At 45.6% G+C, this 21,407-nt stretch carries 20 protein-coding genes; 19 read left to right on the plus strand and 1 reads right to left on the minus strand.

The annotated features are described in order from the left end of the window. The first annotated feature begins 47 nt into the window (after positions 1–47). From QQL60_RS04605 to QQL60_RS04695, 19 genes are all read left to right on the plus strand, one after another. Positions 48–2,306, plus strand: a complete 2,259-nt coding sequence (locus QQL60_RS04605; RefSeq protein WP_284722563.1) for a calcium-binding protein — start codon at positions 48–50, stop codon at positions 2,304–2,306. A gap of 74 nt (positions 2,307–2,380) precedes the next feature. Continuing rightward, complete coding sequence (gene gspG, locus QQL60_RS04610; protein ID WP_284451920.1) at positions 2,381–2,830, plus strand: type II secretion system major pseudopilin GspG; 450 nt, start codon at positions 2,381–2,383, stop codon at positions 2,828–2,830. Positions 2,831–2,842: 12 nt separating this feature from the next. Then, positions 2,843–4,039: a type II secretion system F family protein gene (locus QQL60_RS04615; protein WP_284722564.1), complete on the plus strand. Its 1,197-nt coding sequence runs from the start codon at positions 2,843–2,845 to the stop codon at positions 4,037–4,039. Beyond that, positions 4,036–5,754: a GspE/PulE family protein gene (locus QQL60_RS04620; protein WP_284722565.1), complete on the plus strand. Its 1,719-nt coding sequence runs from the start codon at positions 4,036–4,038 to the stop codon at positions 5,752–5,754. The genes QQL60_RS04615 and QQL60_RS04620 overlap by 4 nt, the downstream gene beginning before the upstream one ends. Continuing rightward, on the plus strand, positions 5,735–6,610 hold the full coding sequence (locus QQL60_RS04625; protein WP_284722566.1) for a hypothetical protein: 876 nt from the start codon (positions 5,735–5,737) through the stop codon (positions 6,608–6,610). The genes QQL60_RS04620 and QQL60_RS04625 overlap by 20 nt, the downstream gene beginning before the upstream one ends. Further along, positions 6,607–7,026 (plus strand): hypothetical protein, encoded by a 420-nt coding sequence (locus QQL60_RS04630; protein ID WP_284722567.1) that lies wholly within the window; start codon positions 6,607–6,609, stop codon positions 7,024–7,026. Before QQL60_RS04625 ends, QQL60_RS04630 begins: the two co-directional genes overlap by 4 nt. Positions 7,027–7,127: 101 nt before the next feature. Continuing rightward, on the plus strand, positions 7,128–7,685 hold the full coding sequence (locus QQL60_RS04635) for a hypothetical protein (protein WP_284722568.1): 558 nt from the start codon (positions 7,128–7,130) through the stop codon (positions 7,683–7,685). Then, the gene (locus QQL60_RS04640) at positions 7,685–8,227 is read left to right on the plus strand and encodes a hypothetical protein (protein ID WP_284722569.1); all 543 of its coding nucleotides are present in this window, start codon (positions 7,685–7,687) and stop codon (positions 8,225–8,227) included. Before QQL60_RS04635 ends, QQL60_RS04640 begins: the two co-directional genes overlap by 1 nt. A gap of 86 nt (positions 8,228–8,313) precedes the next feature. Next, complete coding sequence (locus tag QQL60_RS04645; protein ID WP_284722570.1) at positions 8,314–10,191, plus strand: type II and III secretion system protein; 1,878 nt, start codon at positions 8,314–8,316, stop codon at positions 10,189–10,191. Positions 10,192–10,196: 5 nt separating this feature from the next. Further along, positions 10,197–10,679, plus strand: a complete 483-nt coding sequence (locus tag QQL60_RS04650) for a type II secretion system protein (RefSeq protein ID WP_284451912.1) — start codon at positions 10,197–10,199, stop codon at positions 10,677–10,679. Further along, positions 10,679–11,056: a type II secretion system protein gene (locus QQL60_RS04655; RefSeq protein ID WP_284451911.1), complete on the plus strand. Its 378-nt coding sequence runs from the start codon at positions 10,679–10,681 to the stop codon at positions 11,054–11,056. The genes QQL60_RS04650 and QQL60_RS04655 overlap by 1 nt, the downstream gene beginning before the upstream one ends. Beyond that, on the plus strand, positions 11,043–11,513 hold the full coding sequence (locus tag QQL60_RS04660; protein WP_284451910.1) for a type II secretion system protein: 471 nt from the start codon (positions 11,043–11,045) through the stop codon (positions 11,511–11,513). The genes QQL60_RS04655 and QQL60_RS04660 overlap by 14 nt, the downstream gene beginning before the upstream one ends. A 43-nt stretch (positions 11,514–11,556) precedes the next feature. Continuing rightward, entirely contained in the window at positions 11,557–13,287 is a 1,731-nt protein-coding gene (locus QQL60_RS04665) for a type I secretion system permease/ATPase (RefSeq protein ID WP_284451909.1), read from the plus strand. 14 nt (positions 13,288–13,301) lie between these two features. Next, on the plus strand, positions 13,302–14,645 hold the full coding sequence (locus tag QQL60_RS04670) for an HlyD family type I secretion periplasmic adaptor subunit (protein WP_284451908.1): 1,344 nt from the start codon (positions 13,302–13,304) through the stop codon (positions 14,643–14,645). A gap of 5 nt (positions 14,646–14,650) precedes the next feature. After that, positions 14,651–15,985: a TolC family outer membrane protein gene (locus QQL60_RS04675; protein ID WP_284451907.1), complete on the plus strand. Its 1,335-nt coding sequence runs from the start codon at positions 14,651–14,653 to the stop codon at positions 15,983–15,985. 197 nt (positions 15,986–16,182) lie between these two features. Next, positions 16,183–16,827, plus strand: a complete 645-nt coding sequence (locus QQL60_RS04680) for a MotA/TolQ/ExbB proton channel family protein (RefSeq protein WP_284451906.1) — start codon at positions 16,183–16,185, stop codon at positions 16,825–16,827. Between the two features lie 72 nt (positions 16,828–16,899). After that, positions 16,900–17,310 (plus strand): ExbD/TolR family protein, encoded by a 411-nt coding sequence (locus tag QQL60_RS04685; protein WP_273181432.1) that lies wholly within the window; start codon positions 16,900–16,902, stop codon positions 17,308–17,310. 33 nt (positions 17,311–17,343) lie between these two features. Then, a complete protein-coding gene (locus tag QQL60_RS04690; protein ID WP_284722571.1) occupies positions 17,344–18,342 on the plus strand; it encodes an energy transducer TonB in 999 nt (332 codons plus the stop codon). A 261-nt stretch (positions 18,343–18,603) separates the two neighbouring features. Next, on the plus strand, positions 18,604–20,823 hold the full coding sequence (locus QQL60_RS04695) for an NADP-dependent isocitrate dehydrogenase (RefSeq protein WP_284722572.1): 2,220 nt from the start codon (positions 18,604–18,606) through the stop codon (positions 20,821–20,823). Between the two features lie 65 nt (positions 20,824–20,888). Here QQL60_RS04695 and QQL60_RS04700 read toward each other — a convergent pair whose 3' ends face one another. Then, a complete protein-coding gene (locus QQL60_RS04700) occupies positions 20,889–21,305 on the minus strand; it encodes a YMGG-like glycine zipper-containing protein (RefSeq protein WP_284722573.1) in 417 nt (138 codons plus the stop codon). Positions 21,306–21,407: the final 102 nt, after the last annotated feature.

Below are 21,407 nucleotides of genomic sequence, written 5' to 3' on the forward strand. Positions count from 1 at the left end.
CTAACCACCTTGTTTACTCAGTTAATTAATAAAAAAGGATATTTCTTATGGCGATTAAAGTTTTTAATTCGACAGAGGTGTTGTATACCGGTACCGGTGATGATGATGTTGTTATTGGTAATGATCTGACTAACATCATAAATGGTGCTGGTGGTAATGATTTCATTTATTCCGGCGATGGCAATGATATTGTCCACGGCAATGCAGGAGATGATGTGCTTCTCGGTGGCAATGGTAATGATCTATTGTTCGGTGACGCGGGTGACGATATCATTCTGGGCGGTTCTGGGAATGACAATATTAATGGTGGCTCAGGTGATGACATCATTTTGGGTGGTTTAGGAGATGACACCATCATAGCCGGTACTGGTGACGATATTATTAGCGGTGGTGAAGGTAGTGATTATATCGAAGGTGGCGAGAGTACTGCTGGTGATGAAACAGTTGATGGTAATGTGTATTTCGCTACATCGGAGGACTTATTACTAGGCGGTGCTGGAAACGATACCTTTGTATTATCTGATGCTGATGATTATATGGCTGAAGACGAAGAAGACGTCGAGGAATCTGATGAGCTTGAAGAAGATGACGATGACGATGACGATGACGAAGCCCCAGCAGTAAGTATGGCTGGCTCTACATCTGCACTTGATAATGACGGTAATACTGCTAGATACACTGATGTACAAGAAGCCGAAGAAGGTAATGGTGACGCTGGCTTTATCGTTTATGACAATGTAACGGGTCAATTCGTCGCATTGGACAGTGATGAGATTGCAGAGCAGACAGAAACGGATGTTCGTCTGAATATTGTGACTCGTCCGGGTTCATCTGAAATCAATACAGCTGCAACTACAATTGCCGGTTATAACGCAGCTGACACGATTGAGTTCACCGAAAGTGGTGACTTCTCGGAGTCAATTGGCTTCAGTGGCATCGAACGCATTGAGTTAAGTGATGGTGTCAATATCACCTTGTCTTCTGAACAATTGGAAGCAAACGGTGAGTCATTAAGCCTAGGTGAGATAAATCCAGGTACACATATCTTCGGTACAGCAGGCGGTGAATCTGAATCTGTGACGATTGCTTTTGAATATGAAGAAGCTGAATTCGAACCAGAAGACGATATCGTTGGTGCCAGTGAAGTGGAATATGACTATGCAGGATTTTCTGCAGATGAATATTCTGTTGCCAATATGTTCCACAACGTCGACATCATCTACGATGCTAGCGAAGGTGAAGAAGGTAGCTTTACCCGTGTAGATGGTGGTAACGAAACAGCCGGTGCTTCTGAAACCGTTTACGGTAGTGAAGGTGTGGATTACGGCACCATGCATTCTGGTGACGACACTTACTATGGCGGTGGCGGCAATGATGTCTTAGCTGGTCAAAGTGGTGCCGATAGCCTGTACGGTGAAGAAGGTGATGATATCTTCCTTATCGGTGGTTTCGGTTCAGGTAATTCAGGTACAACCTCTGCGGCTGACGATGGTAATAAAGAATGGATTGCCACTGGTGCTAAACACGATCTGATCGTGGGTGGTGATGGTGTTGATACATTACGTATTACCACGGGTGTTGGTGCAGATACAAAAGCTAATGGCACTATCGTTTTAAATGACGCTAATTTCCAAGGAATGGAAGTGGTTCAAGTGGGTGGCACAGTTGACCAACTGAATGTGGAAAATGATGCATTGCAAATGTTGAATGACCACTACTATTTTGCTGCCAACGGTACTGTCGATGACTTAGACAATAGCCTGGGTAACAATGGCGGTACCATCGATAATGTCGTTGTTGATGCTTCTGGTGTAACTGCAAATGGTCTGCGTTTTGAAGGTAATGGTAATGACAATACCTTTATCGGTACAACGCAGGATGATGTTTTCGTCGGTAACGATGGTAACGATACGCTGACTGGTGGTGATGGCGCGGATACTTTCGTGTTTGGTCAGGTCCATGAGCAAGTCGTGACTGGCGATGACGATGAAGTTCAAACTTATGTAGATACTGCATTTAATTTGACTGGCATCGATACCATTACTGATTTCTTGAGTGGGGTAGATAAAATCGCACTCAATATCGATCAGTTTACGTCTCTAACAGCAGGTAGTTTCACTGCTGATAATCTGGTTTGTAGCGTAGGTGCAGCTGCTGGTGATGCGAATGACTTCTTGTTATTCGACACATCAACGGGTGCATTGAGCTATGACGCGGATGGCAGTGGCTCTGGTGCTGCTGTGCAATTTGCTACTTTGACAGGTGTGACTTCATTAAGCGCATCTGACATTGAAGTGTTTGCATAAAAGTGAATGGAGAGGGTGTACCCATTGGGTACATCCTCTTTTTTTCTTACAGGTCACCCGCTGAGATTATTGTTATGCCAGACGTTGTTATTTATTTAAAACAGAAACACCATCAAGCCGGATTTACCTTGCTGGAATTATTAGTCGTTATGGTCATTATCGGTTTGTTAGCCGGTTATGTTGGACCGAAGTATTTTGCTCAAATTGGTAAGTCCGAAGTGAAAACGGCCCGTGCTCAGATTGAGGCATTAGGTAAAGCTCTGGATCAATATCGTTTGGATGTTGGCCATTATCCAACAACAGAGCAGGGACTGGCTGCACTCAATACACCACCCAATAATGAACGTAAATGGCAAGGGCCATATCTTAAAAAAGATGTGCCAAACGATCCTTGGGATAACCCGTATTTTTATCAGATGCCGGGTACACATAGTCAGTATGCAGACTATGACTTGTGGTCATTAGGCAGCGATGGTGCCAGCGGTGGTAAAGACACGGCGGCAGACATTGTGAGCTGGCGTTAGGTATCTGACTTTATGATTTTTACGATGAAAGTCATCCATGATGGTGCTGTCAGGCTGATAGAGATAGAAGCCGGTAATGCTAATCAGGCACGTTATCTGGCAGAAAGACAAGGCCATCACGTACTTTCAATCAATCAACAGAAAAGTGGGGCATTGTCTCTTGGTTTGCCTCAATTAAAAAAAACCAAATTCAATGTGATGCTGTTCAGCCAGGAATTACTGGCATTGCTTGAGTCCGGACTTAGTCTGGTTGAGGCCATAGAAGCCTTAGCTGAGAAAGAAACTCATGCCGAATCAAAAGCGGTATTAAATCAAATCAAAGCCGCTTTATTTGATGGACAACCCTTATCTGCAGCTCTGGAAAAAGTGCCAGAGGTATTTACTCCTTTATATATAGCCCTGATTCGTTCTAGTGAACGTACGGGGGATATGACAACGGCATTAAGTCGACATGTGGCGTATCAATCCCAAGTCGATGCAATGAAAAAGAAAATTGTCTCTGCAGCCATTTATCCAGTTTTATTACTGGTAGTCGGCGGCTTGGTGGTGTTGTTTTTACTGGGGTATGTCGTACCCAAATTCAGTGTGATTTATGAAAGCACCAATGCGGATCTGCCTTGGTTATCACAGTTATTACTGAGCTGGGGCCAGTTATTACACAGCCATGGACGTGAAGCGTTTATGGTGTTTATCGCCAGTATTGCTGTAATGAGTTATGTGCTGACGCGGTCGTTTGTACGTCGTTTTATTATGGCGAAAGTCTGGCAAATTCCTAAACTTGGCGAAACGCTGCGAATCTACCAGCTTGCCCGTTTTTACCGAACATTAAGTATGTTACTGCGTGGTGGTATCCCATTGATTACGGCTATGCAGATGGTGTCCTCGTTATTACAGCCTTTATTACGCAGCAAATTAGCCTTGGTGGCTAATGATGTGAAAGAAGGTAAACCTTTATCTAACGCCATGGAATTACATGGCATGACCACCTCGATTTCTGTCCGTATGTTACGGGTGGGGGAGCGTACCGGACAAATGGGCGACATGATGGAACGCATTGGCGTGTTCTACGATGATGAAATTGCCCGTGCGGTCGAATGGTTTACTAAATTACTTGAACCGGCTTTGATGATCATTATTGGTCTGGTGGTGGGCTTAGTCGTGGTGCTGATGTATATGCCGATTTTTGAATTGGCAGGGAGTATTCAATGAATACGGCCTATCATGACATCACGCCTGGGCAAACTGAGCTTGTTGTGGAAGCACTGACCGTTGAGCAGCTGAATCAGGCGAAACAACTGGCACAACAAAGCAAGCAGCCTTTACTCAAAGTCTTGGAAGAGATCAGTGAGTTAACACCTGATGTGTTTGTGCAAGCGCTGGGATTATTGGTGCGTTATCCGGTGTTGACGATTTCTCAGCTCTATCACTTGCAGCCTGATTTTGATGTGGTGCCGTTTACGCAGGCGGAGAAAATCGGCTGCCTGGCGGTGCGTGATAAACATGACGCCTTATATCTGGTTCACGCAAATCCATTTGAAGCCAATTTGTATTCCAAGCTGGATCTGCTGGTGAATGAGCCTGCCACCTGGGCCTTGGCGCAGACCGAAGATTTAAACGTCTATCTTTCTCATCATGAAGCCAATATGCGTGCTTTAGGTGATGAGGTATCAGAGCACCATGCTGAGCATAATGAGGATGAGCAGGGTATAGAAGATATCTCCTTACGCTCAATCAGCGAAGATACCAGCCCGATTGTGAAGTTTGTACGCTCGACTTTATATGATGCGTTAAAAGCCGGTGCCAGTGATGTACATCTGGAAACGGATCAAAACGGGCTAAAAGTGAAATACCGTATTGATGGTGTATTGAGTCATGTTGGTGGCATTCAGGGACTGGCTCAGGCAGAGCAAGTGATTTCCCGTGTCAAAGTCATGTCTGATCTGGATATCGCTGAGCGTCGCATCCCCCAGGATGGTCGCTTTAAAGTGATGGCATTGGGGAGAGAAATTGATTTACGTGTGTCGATTATGCCCAGTGTGTTGGGTGAAGATGCGGTTTTACGGGTTTTAGACAGACAAGCATTAAGTGAAGAAGCTCAGGGACTGAGTTTAGAAATATTGGGTTTTGCTCCCGATATTATGGCCCGGTTTCGATTATTAGCCGAAGAACCTTATGGCATGTTGTTGGTAACAGGGCCAACCGGCAGCGGTAAAACCACCACGCTGTACGGCATTATTTCTGAGATTAATCACGGCACCGACAAAATCATCACCATTGAAGATCCCGTCGAATATCAGTTACCCGGTGTCTTACAAATCCCTGTCAATGAGAAAAAAGGACTGACCTTCGCCAAAGGTTTACGCTCTATTTTGCGTCATGATCCAGACAAAATCATGGTCGGTGAGATTCGTGATAATGAAACCGCACAAATCGCCGTGCAATCAGCGCTGACCGGTCACTTGGTGTTAACCACTGTGCACGCTAATAATGTGTTTGATGTGATTGGCCGTTTCACCAATATGGGGGTGGATCCGTATAACTTTGTTTCTGCCATGAATGGCATCCTGGCACAGCGACTGGTGCGGGTGAACTGTCCACATTGCCTGACAGAGGATAAGCCAGATGCAGCTTTGGTAGAAAAGTCAGGCTTAAACGCCGAGCAGATAAGCGACTTTCGTTTTAAAAAAGGACAAGGTTGTGGTCAGTGCCACGGATTAGGATTCAAAGGCCGGAAAGCGATTGCCGAATTATTGTGCTTTAACGATGAAATCCGCGAACTGATTGTTACGCGTCAACCGGTGAGAAAAATCAAAGAGGCAGCCTATGCCAATGGCACCAGAACGATGCGTGAAGCGGCATTGTTACTGGTGAAAAATGGTGAGACGACACTAGAGGAGATTAATCGTGTTACCACATTGGCTTAATGTTATGACTGATGAGCTGAATGTGTGTATTCGGCCGAATAGTCTTGTTATCAGACGCTTTAAAGGTGTCGCCGGTAAAACACGTTGTATCGATCAACAGAAAATTATGATGAAAAAGGCTGTCGACCACAGGGATGTGGAGGTGGCTTATCTTGCCAAGGTGCTTCATACCACACTCAGTCAAGCGCGTTGGCAGGCAAAAACGGCTCGCGTTGTTTTAGCCAACAGTTTTGTACGTTATGCCGTTCTGCCCTGGAATCCGGTCATTAAGACTGATGAAGAAAAGCAGGGGTATCTGCAACATCTGTTTGTCAGCCTCTATGGCGATGTGGTGAAAAGCTGGAATAAAACCATCAGTCCGTCAGGCTTCGGTCAGCCTGCTGTCGCCAGTGCGATACCGACACCGCTGATTCAGACGATTGATGAAATATTTGCCTCATTAGCCATTCAACTCCTCAGCATCCAGCCGTATCTGATGTCGGTAATGAATGACGCGATTGCGGTGATCAAATCACAGCAGTTACAAAGTTTATGTTGGCTGACAGTGATTAGTGATGGACGTTTATGTCTGGGGCTGATGTCAGAAGGTCAGTGGTTATGGCTTAAAAACGTACAGCAAGAAAGTGATGTGATCGGTCAGATTGAGCTGTTGATTCAACGTGAACGTCTGATCAATAGCGTCTTTGATAAAGCCGTGCAGCAACGATATGAACAAGTCATGTTATTACACTGGCCGGATATCTCTGTATCAAGTGTCATAAAAATCGGCAGTTACCGCATTATTCGCCTGCCATCGTCAAAGTTATTTGCCAAGGAACAGCCAGATACTCAGGTAGCGAGGTTAATTGCCTCATGAAAACGATTCATCTTAATCACCGTCTGCATACATCGGCACCCAAGCCACTGGCATCATTTTTATTATCTGTGGCGGTATTAGCGGTGTTGTTAAGTCTGTTCTTTTTACAGCAGAGCAATGCCCGACTCGCGGAATTAAAACAGGAAAAAGCCCGCTACACCCGAACCACAGACTCTAAATCGACAGCACAGCCTTTATCGGAACGTGAACAGGCGGAACTGGATGCAGTGAATGTGGCGATTAATGAGATTGTGCGTCCGTGGTCACAACTGTTTTTTGCATTAGAAGAATCTCGCTTGGACAGTATCAATCTGGTTTCTATTGAGCCTAATGCGAAGACAAACACTGTGCAGATCATCGCGATTACCTCTCCAGTGGATGAGATCCTGGCGTATATCGACGAATTAAAAAAGTAAGCCATGGTGAGCTCAGTAAGTTTGTTATCGACTGAATCAGTTCGTCTCGATGGCAAAGAGGCCACACAGTTTGAGTTATTAGTGACGTGGGTAGAGCTTTGATGCAAAAAGTCATGATGGAACATTACGGACAATGGCTGCTTTACCAGCTTCGTCAGTGGGGCTGGCAAGGTAATACTGCTGTTGTTTTGTTGCTGGTCAGTATCGTGATTTCAATGATGATTCAGGCTAATAATGAGCAGGCAGAAAAACTGCGATTAACCATTGATGATTTGGCTCAACATACTCCTGTCGATATTCAACCTGAACCACGATCCACTCAGATCACACAACGTTTTTATCAGGCCTTGCCTGAGCAAACACAGGCCAATCAAAACATCGCTGATGTATTAACGGTGATTGAACAGCATGGCTTAAAACTGAACCGTTCTGATTACTCAACACGCGAAGTCCCGCAATCAAGCATGGTGCTTTATCACATCAAATTTCCTTTGGAAGGTGCCTATCCAACGATTAGAAATGTGGTGACGGAGATCATGAACCGTCAGCAAAGCATAGCGCTGAGCCATATTAATTTTAAACGTGACGATATGCGTAGCGAGCAGGTGAAAGCCAATATCGAGTTTGTGCTCTACACCAAAGCGGATGGTAAACACTGATGCAGAAGCTGAAAGACAATTTGGTGTGGGTGGGTTTAGCACTGACATTGCTTTTGGTGGTGTTTGTTGAACTGCAGAATGAGCCAGATAACGATATGACCGAAGTCGTTGTGGTAGCCCCTGATCATGTACAAACACAAAGCGAACAGACACAACAGATTCAGAAACAAGCCGTTCAGACGCAAGAGACATTCGTTGTTGCCCAGGCGGATAACAACAGCCGTTTTACCTTACGAAAAAAAATCATTGATGTACCGGTTGATTTATTTGCATTGCCTCAGGCAAAGCAGGAAAGCCAGCCCATTGCCGTGGCACCGAGACCACCTGCCCCCCCTGTTAACCCATACACCTATGTAGGCAAGCTGATTGAAGATGGAGAAATGCGCGTATTCCTGACCAATGGACGTGAAAACTACGTTGTGCGGGCAGGCGATACGCTGGAAAAGGTGTGGCAGGTGAAAGCGATTCATTCAACTGAAATGATTTTACTCAACTTACCAACACAGACACAGATTCGTGTTGAAATTGGAGCAGTACTTTGAGAATAGCTAGGGATCAAAAAAGGTTACGGATAATAAGACGTTCGGCATTGCTGGTGGCTTTAGCGTGTTTGCAAAGCTGTAGCAGTATGCAGGAGACGCAACAGCAGCAATACACCGATGCCGAGTTTATCGCTGCAAAACGATTGATTGCTTATGGACAGGTGGATGAAGGCATTGCCAAATTAAAACAGTTAACCACGCAATACCCGCTTAACCCGGAATATCGCAATACCTTAAAACTGCAGCAGGAGATGAAAATCGCCGGGCTGTTACAGTCCGCTCATACGGCACTGGATAATCATCAACCATTAGTGGCTGAGAAAACCTTTAATCAGGTGTTGGCACTGGCACCCGAAAATCAACGCGCCCTAAATGGATTGAAAAAAGTGGCGAGTGCCCAAAAACACGAAACCATCATACAAAGTGCTGAACAGGCATTTGCCAAACAGGACTTTGATACTGCTCGTAGCTTAGTGCGTGTGGTGCTGGCGGAAGATTCAACCAATGAAGCGGCCAGACAGTTATTTGAAAAGCTCGATGAGCAGGCCATTGAGAAAGTCACTACGGTGCCACACATCAAATCGGCATTTAAAAAGTCGGTCAGTCTGGAATTTAACAATGCTCCTATCAAATCGGTTTTTGAGTATATCGGCAAAGCAGGGGATTTAAATTTCACCTTTGACCGTGAACTCAGCGATGCCATGCAAACCAGCATTATGCTGCGTGATACGCCTATCAAAGAAGCGATTGACACCATTCTGACGACAAATCAACTGGGTAAAAAAATCCTGAATGAAAACACCATTCTGATTTATCCATTAAGCCGTAGTCAGGAATACGAAGAGTTATATGTACGCAGCTTTTACCTGAACAATATGGATGCCAAACAAGCCCTGGCTTTGCTGCAAACGGTATTAAAAGTGGAAGATGTCTACGTTGATGAAAAGCTGAATACGCTGGTGATGCGAGACAGTCTGGAGTCGATAAAAACCGCTGAAAAACTGATTGCTTCTCAGGATCTGGTTGAACCAGAAGTGATGCTGGAAGTGGAGGTGATGGAAGTCAATCGCCGTAATCTGGAAGAGATTGGCATTCGTTATCCTACCTCGGCTGCGCTGGGTGTGCGTGGTGAAGATGATGTCGATGGGCGGCTGACATTGGCCGAGCTGAAAGAATTTAATTCCGGCATGGGGGTGTTCACGGTGACCGATCCGGTGCTGGCATTAAACCTGATGCAAAAAGACACCGATACCAATCTATTAGCCAACCCGAAAATACGAGTGAAAAACCGTGATAAAGCCAAGATCCATGTTGGCGATAAAGTGCCGGTATTAACCAGTGTGTCGAATTCAACGGGCTTTGTTTCCCAGTCGGTCAGTTACATTGAGGTGGGCATCAAACTGGAAGTGGAACCGACTATCCTGATTCAGAATCAAGTCTCGATTAAGGTCAAACTGGAAGTCAGTAATATCATTGACCAAATTACCTCCAGTAGTGGCGTGGTGGCCTATTCGATTGGTAGCCGTAATGCTGATACCACCTTGTCTTTAAAAGATGGTGAAACGCAGATTCTGGCAGGGTTATTCAAAGATGATGAGACCAATACCGACTACAAAGTACCAGGTTTATCGGGTTTGCCCTTTATTGGTCGTTTCTTCACCGATAAGAATAAAGACAGACAGAAAAACGAGATTGTCTTATTAATTACCCCACGCATTCTGCATAACATTGTGCCGGCAAACTCGGTGTATACCGCTTTCCCATCTGGGATTAACCATTCTGCGAAAAATGGGCAGGGTCAGTATGGAGGCATGCCACAGCCTCAGCCTGCGTATCAACCTGCTTACTCTTCAGCGCCACCGCCTGTGGTGCCCACAGATGACGAAAAGCAACGCGATAACGCCAAAACAGCTCAGGAGTTTGCTGATCAAATCCTGCAAAAAGATAGCTATGGAGGCATGTAATCAAGATGCCTGGAAACAGAAAACAGCAGGGTTTCACATTAATTGAGTTGTTAGTGGCGCTCACTTTATTAGCGCTGATTGTCAGCTCCGCAGCGCCTTTAGTGCAACTCAGTGCTCAACGTAATAAAGAGCAGGAACTAAAGCGGGCGCTCTGGCAAATACGCGATGCGATTGACGCCTATAAACAAGCGGTGGATGACGGACGAATTGAACTCTCTGATGACGCCTCGGGCTATCCGGAAAGCCTGCAAATGCTGGTGGATGGTGTCGAAGATGCACAAGATCCGGAACACAAAAAGATCTATTTCCTTAGACGTATTCCACGTGATCCGTTTGCCAGTGATCCCAGTTTAAGTAATGCCGAAACCTGGGGATTACGTAGTTACGAAAGTTCGTTTGAGGATAAATCTGCCGGTGATGATGTGTACGACGTGTACTCACTATCCAATGGAATGGGTATTAATCAACAGCCATACAAGGAATGGTAATGAAGACGAATAAAGGCTTTACCTTAGTGGAAATATTAGTGGTATTAACCATTATCGCCATTTTATTGAGTCTGGTGGCGCCACGTTATTTCGCCTCTATAGATCGTTCAAAAGAAAAAGTGCTACGTCATGATTTGATCGTCATGCGTAGTGCGATTGACCAATATTTTGCCGACAGAAATGCCTATCCGGACACCCTTGAGCAACTGGTTGAAGGGCGTTATTTACGTGAAGTGCCGGTAGACCCCATTACTGAACGACGTGACACATGGGTATTTACACCACCCAAAGACAGTTATTACGAAGGCGATATTGCCAATGTCTATAGCGGCTCGGAGTTGATCTCCTCGGAAGGAACCCCGTATGCCGAGTGGTAAGCAACAAGGTTTTATCTTGCTTGGCATGCTGTGTTTGCTGGTGATTGCCGGTTACGTGTTAACCCAGGCAAGTGCCCGTTGGAGTGATGTGGTTCAGCGTCAGCGGGAACAGGAATTATTAAAAGTCGGTGACACCATCCGTAAAGCCATTGGTCGTTATTACAACGCCACACCGGGCGTAGTGAAACAGTATCCGCCCAATTTGGAAGCCTTGTTATATGACGACAGGTTTCCTACACCACAACGTTATCTGAGAAAGCTTTATATCGATCCTATGACACAACGGGAAGGCTGGGGCATTGTTGTCGCCCCCAGTGGCGGGGTGATGGGCATTAATAGTCTGTCCGGTGATAAACCCTTCAAGCAGAAAAATTTTCGGCCTATCTACCAGGAGTTTGAGGATAAGGAATATTACGCTGAATGGTTTTTTGTCTACGTAGAAGACTATCGCTCATAAGAGGCAAACCCTCTGACAACACGCAACAAAAATGAAGGTGACCATGGTGAAGAAGCCGCTTAAAACTACAAAGAATGAAATCGCCGAGTCGTTGCTCGCCTTTAAATCCGTGTTTATTACGGTGGGGATTTTCAGTGCTATTTTGAATATTCTGATGCTGACGCCGTCGCTGTATATGTTGCAGGTCTATGATCGAGTGCTGACCAGTCGTAATGAGTCGACTTTATTAATGCTGACCGTGATGGTGGTGGGTGCTTATCTAGTGCTGGGCGGTCTGGAGTTTGTACGTAGTTTTGTGTTGATCCGGGTGTCTGCCAAGCTCGATATGATGCTGAATAAACGGGTGTACACCGCGGCATTTGAACAGAGTTTGAAAAGAGCCGGTGTCAATGCCGGCCAGTTTCTGCAAGACCTGACCAGTATCCGCCAGTTTATGAGCGGCAATGCCTTATTCGCCTTTTTTGATGCGCCGTGGTTTCCCATTTATCTGTTTATCATCTTTCTGTTTGATACCTCGCTGGGCTTCTTTGCCTTGTTTGGTTCATTAGCATTGATTGCCTTGGCTATTGCTAATGAACGTTTATCTAAAAAGCCTTTATCAGAAGCGAATGAAGCGTCCATCGCAGCGAATAATCTGGCGACCAATAATTTACGTAATGCAGAAGTGATTGAAGCGATGGGCATGCTGCCCAACCTGATGTCACGTTGGTACAAACTGCAATGTCGTTTTTTATTATTACAGGGCGATGCCAGTGAAAAGTCAGGCGTCATTTCTGCCATCAGCCGTTTTGTCAGATTGTCATTGCAGTCACTTATTCTCGGGCTCGGGGGGTTATTGGTGCTAGAAGATAAAATCACCCCAGGCATGATGATTGTGGCCTCGATTTTAATGGGCCGTGCACTGACTCCTGTCGAGCAACTGATGAGTGTCTGGAAAACCTGGAGCGGGGCGAAAAGTGCCTATGGTCGGATTAATGAACTACTGACGGCAAACCCTGCCCGTGAGGTGAATATGCCTTTGCCCAAACCCAAAGGTCTGGTGACGGTAGAGGCCATCACGGTAATTCCGGCGGGTGGAACAGTGCCAACACTGAGAAATGTCAGCTTTTCTATCGCCCCCGGGGATGTGCTTGGCATTATTGGTCCCAGTGGTGCAGGTAAGTCGACATTGGCACGAGCATTGGTTGGCATTGCATCCACGGCAGCGGGACATGTCCGCCTCGATTCGGCTGATATTTTTCAGTGGAATAAACATGAGCTTGGCCCATATATCGGTTACTTACCACAAAACATCGAACTGTTTGCTGGCACTGTCAGTGAAAATATTGCCCGTTTTGGTGAAGTGAATCCCAGTAAGGTGATTTCAGCAGCCCAGCAGGCGGGTGTGCACGACATGATTTTACGATTGCCAGAGGGCTATGACACCCGACTCGGCGACGATGGTGCTGGTCTTTCAGGTGGTCAAAAGCAGCGTCTGGGGCTGGCACGTGCAATTTATGACGATCCTTCCTTATTGGTGCTGGATGAACCGAATTCTAATCTGGATGAAACCGGTGAGCAGGCGCTGATTAATACGATAAAACGTCTGCAACAACGTGGAAAAACCATTGTGATGATTACCCATCGTTCTAATGCTTTAGCGGCAACCAGCAAGTTACTGCTGTTAGTCGATGGCACTGCACAACTGTTCGGTCCGACCAAAGAGGTGATGGCGACACTGGCTAATAAACAGAAAAATAAAAGTACCCCGGCAAAAGCAACATCGGCAGCATAACTATGAGCGAATCTATGAGTACAACACAGTCTGAATCTCGTCATCAACAGCCCGAGGCCGTGAGTCAAACCATCAGTACCGATATCCAAAAATACACCCGGATGGGCTGGTTAATCGTACTGGCTGGATTTGGTGGTTTTTTAGTCTGGGCTTTACTGGCACCTTTAGACAAGGGCGTCCCGTTAAATGGCAAAGTCTCTGTCGCTACCAATAAAAAGGCCGTGCAGTATCAGGATGGCGGCACGGTTGATGCCATTCTGGTCAAAGAGGGCTCGGTGGTGAAAGCCGGTGATGTCTTGGTCAGAATGAACAATGTTCAGGCGAAGGCCAATGCTGAAACCAACCGGGTGCAATATTACATCGCCAAAGCCACTGAGGCCCGATTGATTGCTGAGCGAGATGATAAGGACAAGATTGAATTTCCAGCAATGCTAGCTGAAATATCAGATAACCCAAGGGTGACGAGCTATCTGGAAACGCAAAAAGAAGTGTTTTTCTCACGCCGCAATACCTTAAAAAGTGAGTTATCGGCCATCAGTGAAAACATTAATGGCTTAATCTCACAAACCAAAGGTTTACAAGCTTCACGTAAAAATAAAGAAGAGCAACTGACCTATATTAACGAACAGCTCGAAGGCATCCGCGAGTTGGAAAAAGAAGGTTATGTGGCCCGTAATCGTCTATTGGAACTGGAGCAAACCGCGGCACAAATCAATGCCACTATTTCAGAAGATATTGGCAATATTGCCCGTGCTCAGAGTCAGGTCAGTGAACTCAAACTAAGCCGCTTACGTCGCGAGCAGGAATATAAAGAGCAAGTCAGGGAGCAGCTGTCAGAGGTACAAAGACAAGTCGATGCTTTGGGCAGTCAGTTAACCGGTCTGGACTATGACTTAGAAAAGGTGCTGGTGCGAGCACCTGCCTCTGGCATTGTGGTCGGACTCAAGGTATTCACTGAAGGGGCGGTAGTTGCTCCCGGATTTAAAATGATGGACATCGTGCCCAGCGAAGATTCCTTAGTTGTCGAAGGGCAACTGCCAGTACATTTAATTGATAAAGTGCGTGCCGGTTTGCCGGTAGAGTTAATGTTTACCGCCTTTAATCGAAACCTGACGCCGCATGTACCGGGTGAAGTCACCCAGATATCGGCTGATCGTTTGATTGATGAAATAACCGGTGAGCCCTATTACCAGTTGATTGCCAAGGTCTCGCCTGAAGGTATAGAGATGATGCCGGATCTCACTGTGAAACCGGGTATGCCGGTAGAAATGTTTGTTAAAACCGGTGAGCGAACCATGATGAATTATCTGCTCAAGCCGTTTATTGATCGTCTGAAACTGTCCATGACCGAAGAGTAGTGAATATGACGTTATGGAGACAAGCTGTTTACCTTGCTGTAATGGGGGCGTTATGTATCCATCAGGCACAGGCATTAGATTTGGTGGAAGCGTATACGTTGGCACGGGCTAATGATCCGACCTTTAAGGCCGCTTATCAGGCGTATCAGGCAGGTAAGGAATACAAAACATTAGGTCGGGCCAATTTATTACCGATGGTCACTGCCAGTTATTCACGGTTTCGTAATCATGCGGATATTGAGTATCAGAATAGTTTATTCAGCCGAACTGAAAAACGTGAATATGCCAGTGAATCCGCTGCGGTTCAGCTACGGCAGCCATTGATTAACTTTGATGCTTATGCCCGTTATAAACAAGGGGTGGCACAAACATCAATGAGTGAACAGGAGTTTGCCATTCGTGATCAGGAACTGATTTTACGTGTCTTTAACCGCTACGCTGCTGTTTTATACGCCAAAGATATGTTGTCACTGTCTGAACGTAAAAAAGCGGCCTATGAAGAACAGATGCAAGCCAATCTGTATATGTATAAACACGGTGAAGGCACCAAGACCGATATTCTGGAATCACAAGCCCGATACGATTTGGCTGAAGCCGATATTGTGGAAGCCAGGGATAACGTTAGTGATGCTCAGGCTGCCTTGGATCAAATCCTGGGCAGAACAACAGAAAGCATTGATCCCTTATTGGATAACTTTACGCTGCTGCCACTGCAAACTGATGATTTAGCCGAGTGGGAAGCGATAGCGTTACAAAATAATATCGAATTAAGCATTCAACGTTATGCCGTTGAGGTGGCACAGCAGGAGCTAAAACGCAGTCAGGCCGGACATTTGCCAAAGCTGGATGCAGTTGCCAGCTGGAATAACAATACCTCTGATACCACCAATACGTATAACCAGGAATCCACCATCCGTTCTGTTGGTTTGCAAGTGACAGTACCGATTTTTTCAGGTGGTGCGACATCGGCGCGCGTGCGTCAGTCACAAGCTAATTTATATAAAGCCAAAGAACAGTTTGATGAGACGGCGAACAAGGTAACACTGGAATTACAGCAGCAGTTTAATCTGGTGTCCAATGCCAAACGCAAACTAAAAGCCTACAGAACGGCGGTCAACTCGGCTGAAATGTTGGTTCACGCGACCAAAAAAAGCATCAAAGGCGGCACCCGTACCAATGTGGATGTGCTTAATGCGGAAAGTCAGTTATTTGAAGCCAAAGCAGATTTATTGCTGGCCCGTTATAACTATCTTCAGAGTTACCTCAACTTTAAAAAAGCGGCAGGCACGCTGGTATTTGATGATCTTGAACATGTGGCATCTCGTTTCCGATCACAGTAAATAACAAGATAGCTGGTCACCAAGGGCGTGTTAAAAACGTGTTTTTGCAAAAAAAGTGTAAATAAATTGTCACTTTTTCATTTTCGATTGGCATAGAGAGTAAGAGCACAACAAAAGGATGCTCGTTCGCGAATGATCTGCTGAAGTTTTTAGTACGTCATTGCTTGTAATATTGAATTCTAAGGAAAGTGGTTTTTATGGATGCAGTTCCAGATATTGTTGATGCGGTACTTATCTTTCTTGTTATTTTGTCTGTGATTATCTGGTCAGTAGGTATTAGCAAATACTTGGCGTTTTATCGTAACAGCCGGTTTGACCGAGAGTTTTTGGCTGTTTTTTCAAAAGCGCGTGATATTCAGGATCTACTGGCGGTGATGTCTTCAACAAAAGGGCGTCTTGCCAGAGTCTGCCAGGCCGGATTGGATGAACTGGTTTCATGGCAATATCTAGCGAATTCTGTCGCGCCTGATGATAAACGTGAAATGTTGATGCATTCCCTGAAACAACAGGCGCATGCTGAACAAACCCGTATGGAAAATGGCTTATCTATTCTGGCCAGTGTCGGCTCCACAGCACCTTTTATCGGTTTATTCGGCACGGTATGGGGCATTATGAATGCATTAAAAAGTATTACGGCGATGGGCTCGGCCAGTCTTGATGTCGTCGCTGGTCCGATAGGGGAAGCGCTGATCGCAACGGCGATTGGTATTGCCACGGCTGTGCCTGCCGTTCTCGCCTACAACTACTTTTTACGAAAAGTCAGATTATCTGCTGCCACCATGGATAACTTTGCGTCTGCATTTCATCTGTTGGTGCTTAAATCCCGTATCAAACACGATTAACAGTCGTGTTTCTGTTCTACCTGTTTTATCAGGTACGAAAACGATACCCATGAGTAATAGAGGAAGTCTGCTATGGCGATGAATACTGGCGGTGATGACAATATGATGAGTGAAATCAATGTGACGCCCTTAGTGGACGTGATGTTGGTGTTGCTGACTGTTTTTATCGTCACAGCCCCTTTATTGATGAACTCGGTGCCGGTTAATCTACCCAAAGCGAGCTCTGACTTAACCCTGACTCAGCCTGAGTCGATCAATATCAGCATAACAGCCGACGGCACTATGTATTTTAGTGATGATCCGGTCAGTCCGGAACAATTGGATGTCGCTCTGAATGAAGCCGCACAAAACGTGGATACCAGCGTTGAGATTTTTGCTGATGAAAAAGCAGAATACGGCACAGTAGCTAAAGTCATGGCAGCGATCCAGCGTGCCGGCATCAGTAAGTTTACCTTTGTGATGCAGCCGGAGTCTGATAGTTAATGCCAGTCAAAACTAGCCGTGTGAAGCCGTAATATGACGACCTGGGTGACCGATTTTTCATCAAACCAGTCTGTCGGTTCAGAGCGATGGCTGCCTGGTTTTTTATGGGCAGTATTGATTCATCTCGTTTTGATTTTGTTATTTATGCCGACCATTGAACATTCGCCGCCGGCAGCGCCTGTGCGTATTACCGTGCAAGTCAGTCAGCTGGAACCGATGGTTGAAGAGGAGGTGGTTGAACCCGAACCACCGCCTGAGCCTGTCGCCCCGGTAAAACCACCGGAAACTAAAAAAAAGATCCTTATCGCCAAGGATGACACACCACCTGAACCGGATGATATGGTGGTGATTGAACAGCCCCCCGAAGTTGAGCCAGTCGAAGAAGTGATGCCTGAGCCCAAAAAAGTGGAGCCGAAACCCGAACCTAAGAAAGTCGAAAAGCCCAAACCAAAACCGGAACCAAAAAAGGTTGAAAAGCCTAAGCCCAAACCAGAGAAACCTAAAAAGGTAGAGAAGCCGAAGCAAGATAAACCCGTGTTGAAACCCAAGGTTGCTGAAAAGGTGGAACCGATTGAGACATCGACGGAGGTCGTAGAGGCGCCGAGTACGGATACGTCAGCACAACCTTCGACAAGTTCTGTGGCAAGCAGCGAGAATAGCTCGAATACCAATGCCACGGGTAGCGGCAGCAATACTGATGAGAAAAATCAGGGGGGTACGGCGGATGTCGATAGAAATACGGCGTGGAAAGGCTATGGGCAGCTGCTATATGCCATGGTGTCCAAAAATAAAAACTATCCGCAATTAGCGATTCGTCGTCATCTTGAAGGCACGGTGATGGTCAGTGTGCGTTTTGAAAAAGGTCGGATGGTTGGCATTTCCGTTGTCGGACAGGGCAGCGGGCATACGGTACTCGACAAGGCGGCACATGAGATGGTGGAAAAAGCCGTCAAGGCTTTGCCTGTGCGTGGTAACTTATCAGGCAAATCATTTAGCGTCGTGGTGCCGGTTAACTTTCGTTTAACAGATTAAACCCATTTAACACTTTTTATCATGGCTAAGTGATGTATAGCGCCAATGAAGATATGATAAAGTGTGTCATCCAAATTATGGAAACCCTGCGTTACAGAATCTCTGAATCAACATCGTGCCATTGATGGTCGTTGATTAACGCAATAGTCGAAATGCCATTCATATTTCAACATACATACTGTTGCTATGCCGACGCGGGTTGTGTGAGCACATCGGTTTGTGAGCTTGCAATTCAAAATCACGTATTTTTAAGGGTTTAGAATGTCGAAAATTATTTATACCAAAGTTGATGAATCACCTGCATCAGCAACCTATTCATTGTTGCCGATTATTCGTGCTTTTACTGCCGATGCGAATATTGATATCGAAAGCCGGGATATTTCACTTGCAGGACGTATCATTGCTAACTTTCCAGATAATCTAACCGACGAACAACGCATTCCAGACCACTTGTCACAATTAGGGGCCTTAACTCAGGACCCGGCCACCAACATCATCAAGTTGCCCAATATCTCTGCTTCCGTACCCCAATTAAAAAATGCGATTGCAGAGTTAAAATCTAAGGGTTACGACCTGCCTGATTACCCTGAAGCGCCTAAAAACCCAGAAGAACAAGCCATTAAAGATCGTTATGCCAAAGTATTAGGTTCAGCAGTAAACCCGGTATTGCGTGAAGGTAACTCTGATCGTCGTGCACCCGCGGCAGTCAAAAACTATGCGCGTAAAAATCCGCATAGCATGGGGGAGTGGAAGTCGGATTCAGCCACAGACATTGCACATATGGATGCGGATGATTTTTATGGCAGTGAATTATCAGTCACCTCTGCACAGGCCGACGACTTCAAAGTGAGCTTTATTGATAAAGCAGGTAATGAAACTGTTCTCAAAAAATCGATTCCAGTATTGGCAGGTGAAGTCGTAGACGCCACGCGGATGCGTGCAAAAAGTCTACAAGCGTTTTATGCCGATGCTATTGCAAAAGCAAAACAAGAAAACGTACTGCTGTCTCTGCATTTAAAAGCCACCATGATGAAGGTCTCTGATCCGTTGATGTTTGGTTTTGCCGTCAAAGTGTTTTTTAAAGACCTCATTGAAAAACACAGCGATCTGTTTGATGAGCTGGGTGTGGACTTCAATAATGGTTTAGGTGATTTATACAGCCGCCTGGCCAATGTTGATGACGAAACCAGAAAAGCGGTGGAAGCGGATATTGAAGCGGTTTATGCCAGCCAGCCTGATGTGGCGATGGTGGACTCGAATAAAGGCATTACTAATTTCCATGTGCCATCTGATGTGATTGTGGATGCATCTATTCCAGCGATGATCCGTGCCGGCGGCAAAATGTGGAATAAACAAGGCCAGCAGCAAGATACCTTAGCGATGATTCCGGATCGTTGTTATGCCGGTGTTTACAAAACAGTCGTTGATGACTGCAAACAAAAAGGGGCTTTGGATCCGGTGACCATGGGCACCGTGCCTAATGTGGGCCTGATGGCACAAAAAGCCGAAGAATATGGCTCTCATGATAAAACCTTCCAGGCGAAAGCTGATGGCAAAATTATTGTTACCAACCAACAGGCTGAGACCGTGTTTGAGTTTGATGTGGAAGCAGGCGACATCTTCCGTATGTGTCAGACCAAAGATGAGCCAATTCGTGACTGGGTGAAATTAGCCGTGAGTCGCGCCCGTTTATCGGATACGCCTGCGATCTTCTGGTTGGATGAAAACCGGGCACATGATGCTGAATTGATTAAAAAGGTAAATGATTATTTACCAGAGCATGATACGGCTGGATTAGATATTCGAATCTTGAATCCTGTGGTAGCAACACAACTTTCTTTAGATAGAATACGTGCTGGTAAAGACACCATTTCTGTGACCGGCAATGTGTTACGTGACTACAACACCGATTTATTCCCAATTCTGGAATTAGGGACATCGGCGAAGATGTTATCGGTCGTGCCACTCATGCAAGGTGGTGGTTTATTTGAAACCGGTGCCGGTGGTACTGCACCAAAGCTATTAGATCAGTTGATTGATGAAAACCATCTGAGCTGGGATTCCTTGGGCGAATTAATGGCACTGGCCGCCTCACTGGAACATCTTGCCAATACCCAAGATAATGCCAAAGCCAAAGTCTTAGCCGATACGCTGGATGCTGCCACAGGCAAATTGCTACAGGAAAATAAATCGCCCAAGGAGAAAACCGGTGAATTAGATAATCGTGGCAGTCATTTCTATTTAGCGATGTACTGGGCTGAAGCACTGGCTGAGCAAACAGCTAATGCAGAGTTAAAAGCGGTATTTACACCCATTGCTAAAACACTGATAGAAAACGAAACCAAGATTGTGAGTGAACTGAATGCAGTGCAGGGTAAAGCTGTTGATATGGGCGGCTACTACATGCCTGACGATGAGATGATGAATAGCATTATGCGTCCAAGTAACACTTTTAATACGATTCTGGCTCGACTTAAATAATCTGGTTAGGTCTTAATAAAAAAGCCCCGATTAACGGGGCTTTTTTGTTTCTTTCTACAGAGTAATTAATAACGACCGTGATAATAGTCATGGTGGTGTTCGTATTTTCTATGTTGATGCTCTACAGCTTTGTGATATTTCCGATATTCACGTGCTTTATCTTTGTGATATTTGGCATCTAAACGTGCCATTTTTTGTTTGTATTTCCAGTATTTTTTGTCGTAGTGATCGTTATGATGATGGTGATGGCCATCAACACGGTAACGGTTTGATGAGACCTGAGTAGTGACGGCTGAACCAACAGCGCCACCAATTGCTGCGCCTAAAATAGCGCCATTTTGACCACCCATTTCATGGCCTACCGCCGCACCTACCGCGCCTCCGATACCACCGCCAATCGCGGCATTAACGGTATTATTGTCGGCGACTGCGACACCCGACATCATTGATGATGCCAAAATAATAGGTATTAATCGCTTCATATCTACCTCCTGATTATTGGTATCCACTTACGTGAAAGTGAAAAAGAAGCTAGACATCACGGCTATCTATTAACAGCTTAGCTAACCGTGATGTCATGATGA

It is taken from the genome of Methylophaga thalassica (genome assembly GCF_030159795.1).
In the GTDB taxonomy this organism is placed as follows: Bacteria; Pseudomonadota; Gammaproteobacteria; order Nitrosococcales; family Methylophagaceae; genus Methylophaga; species Methylophaga thalassica.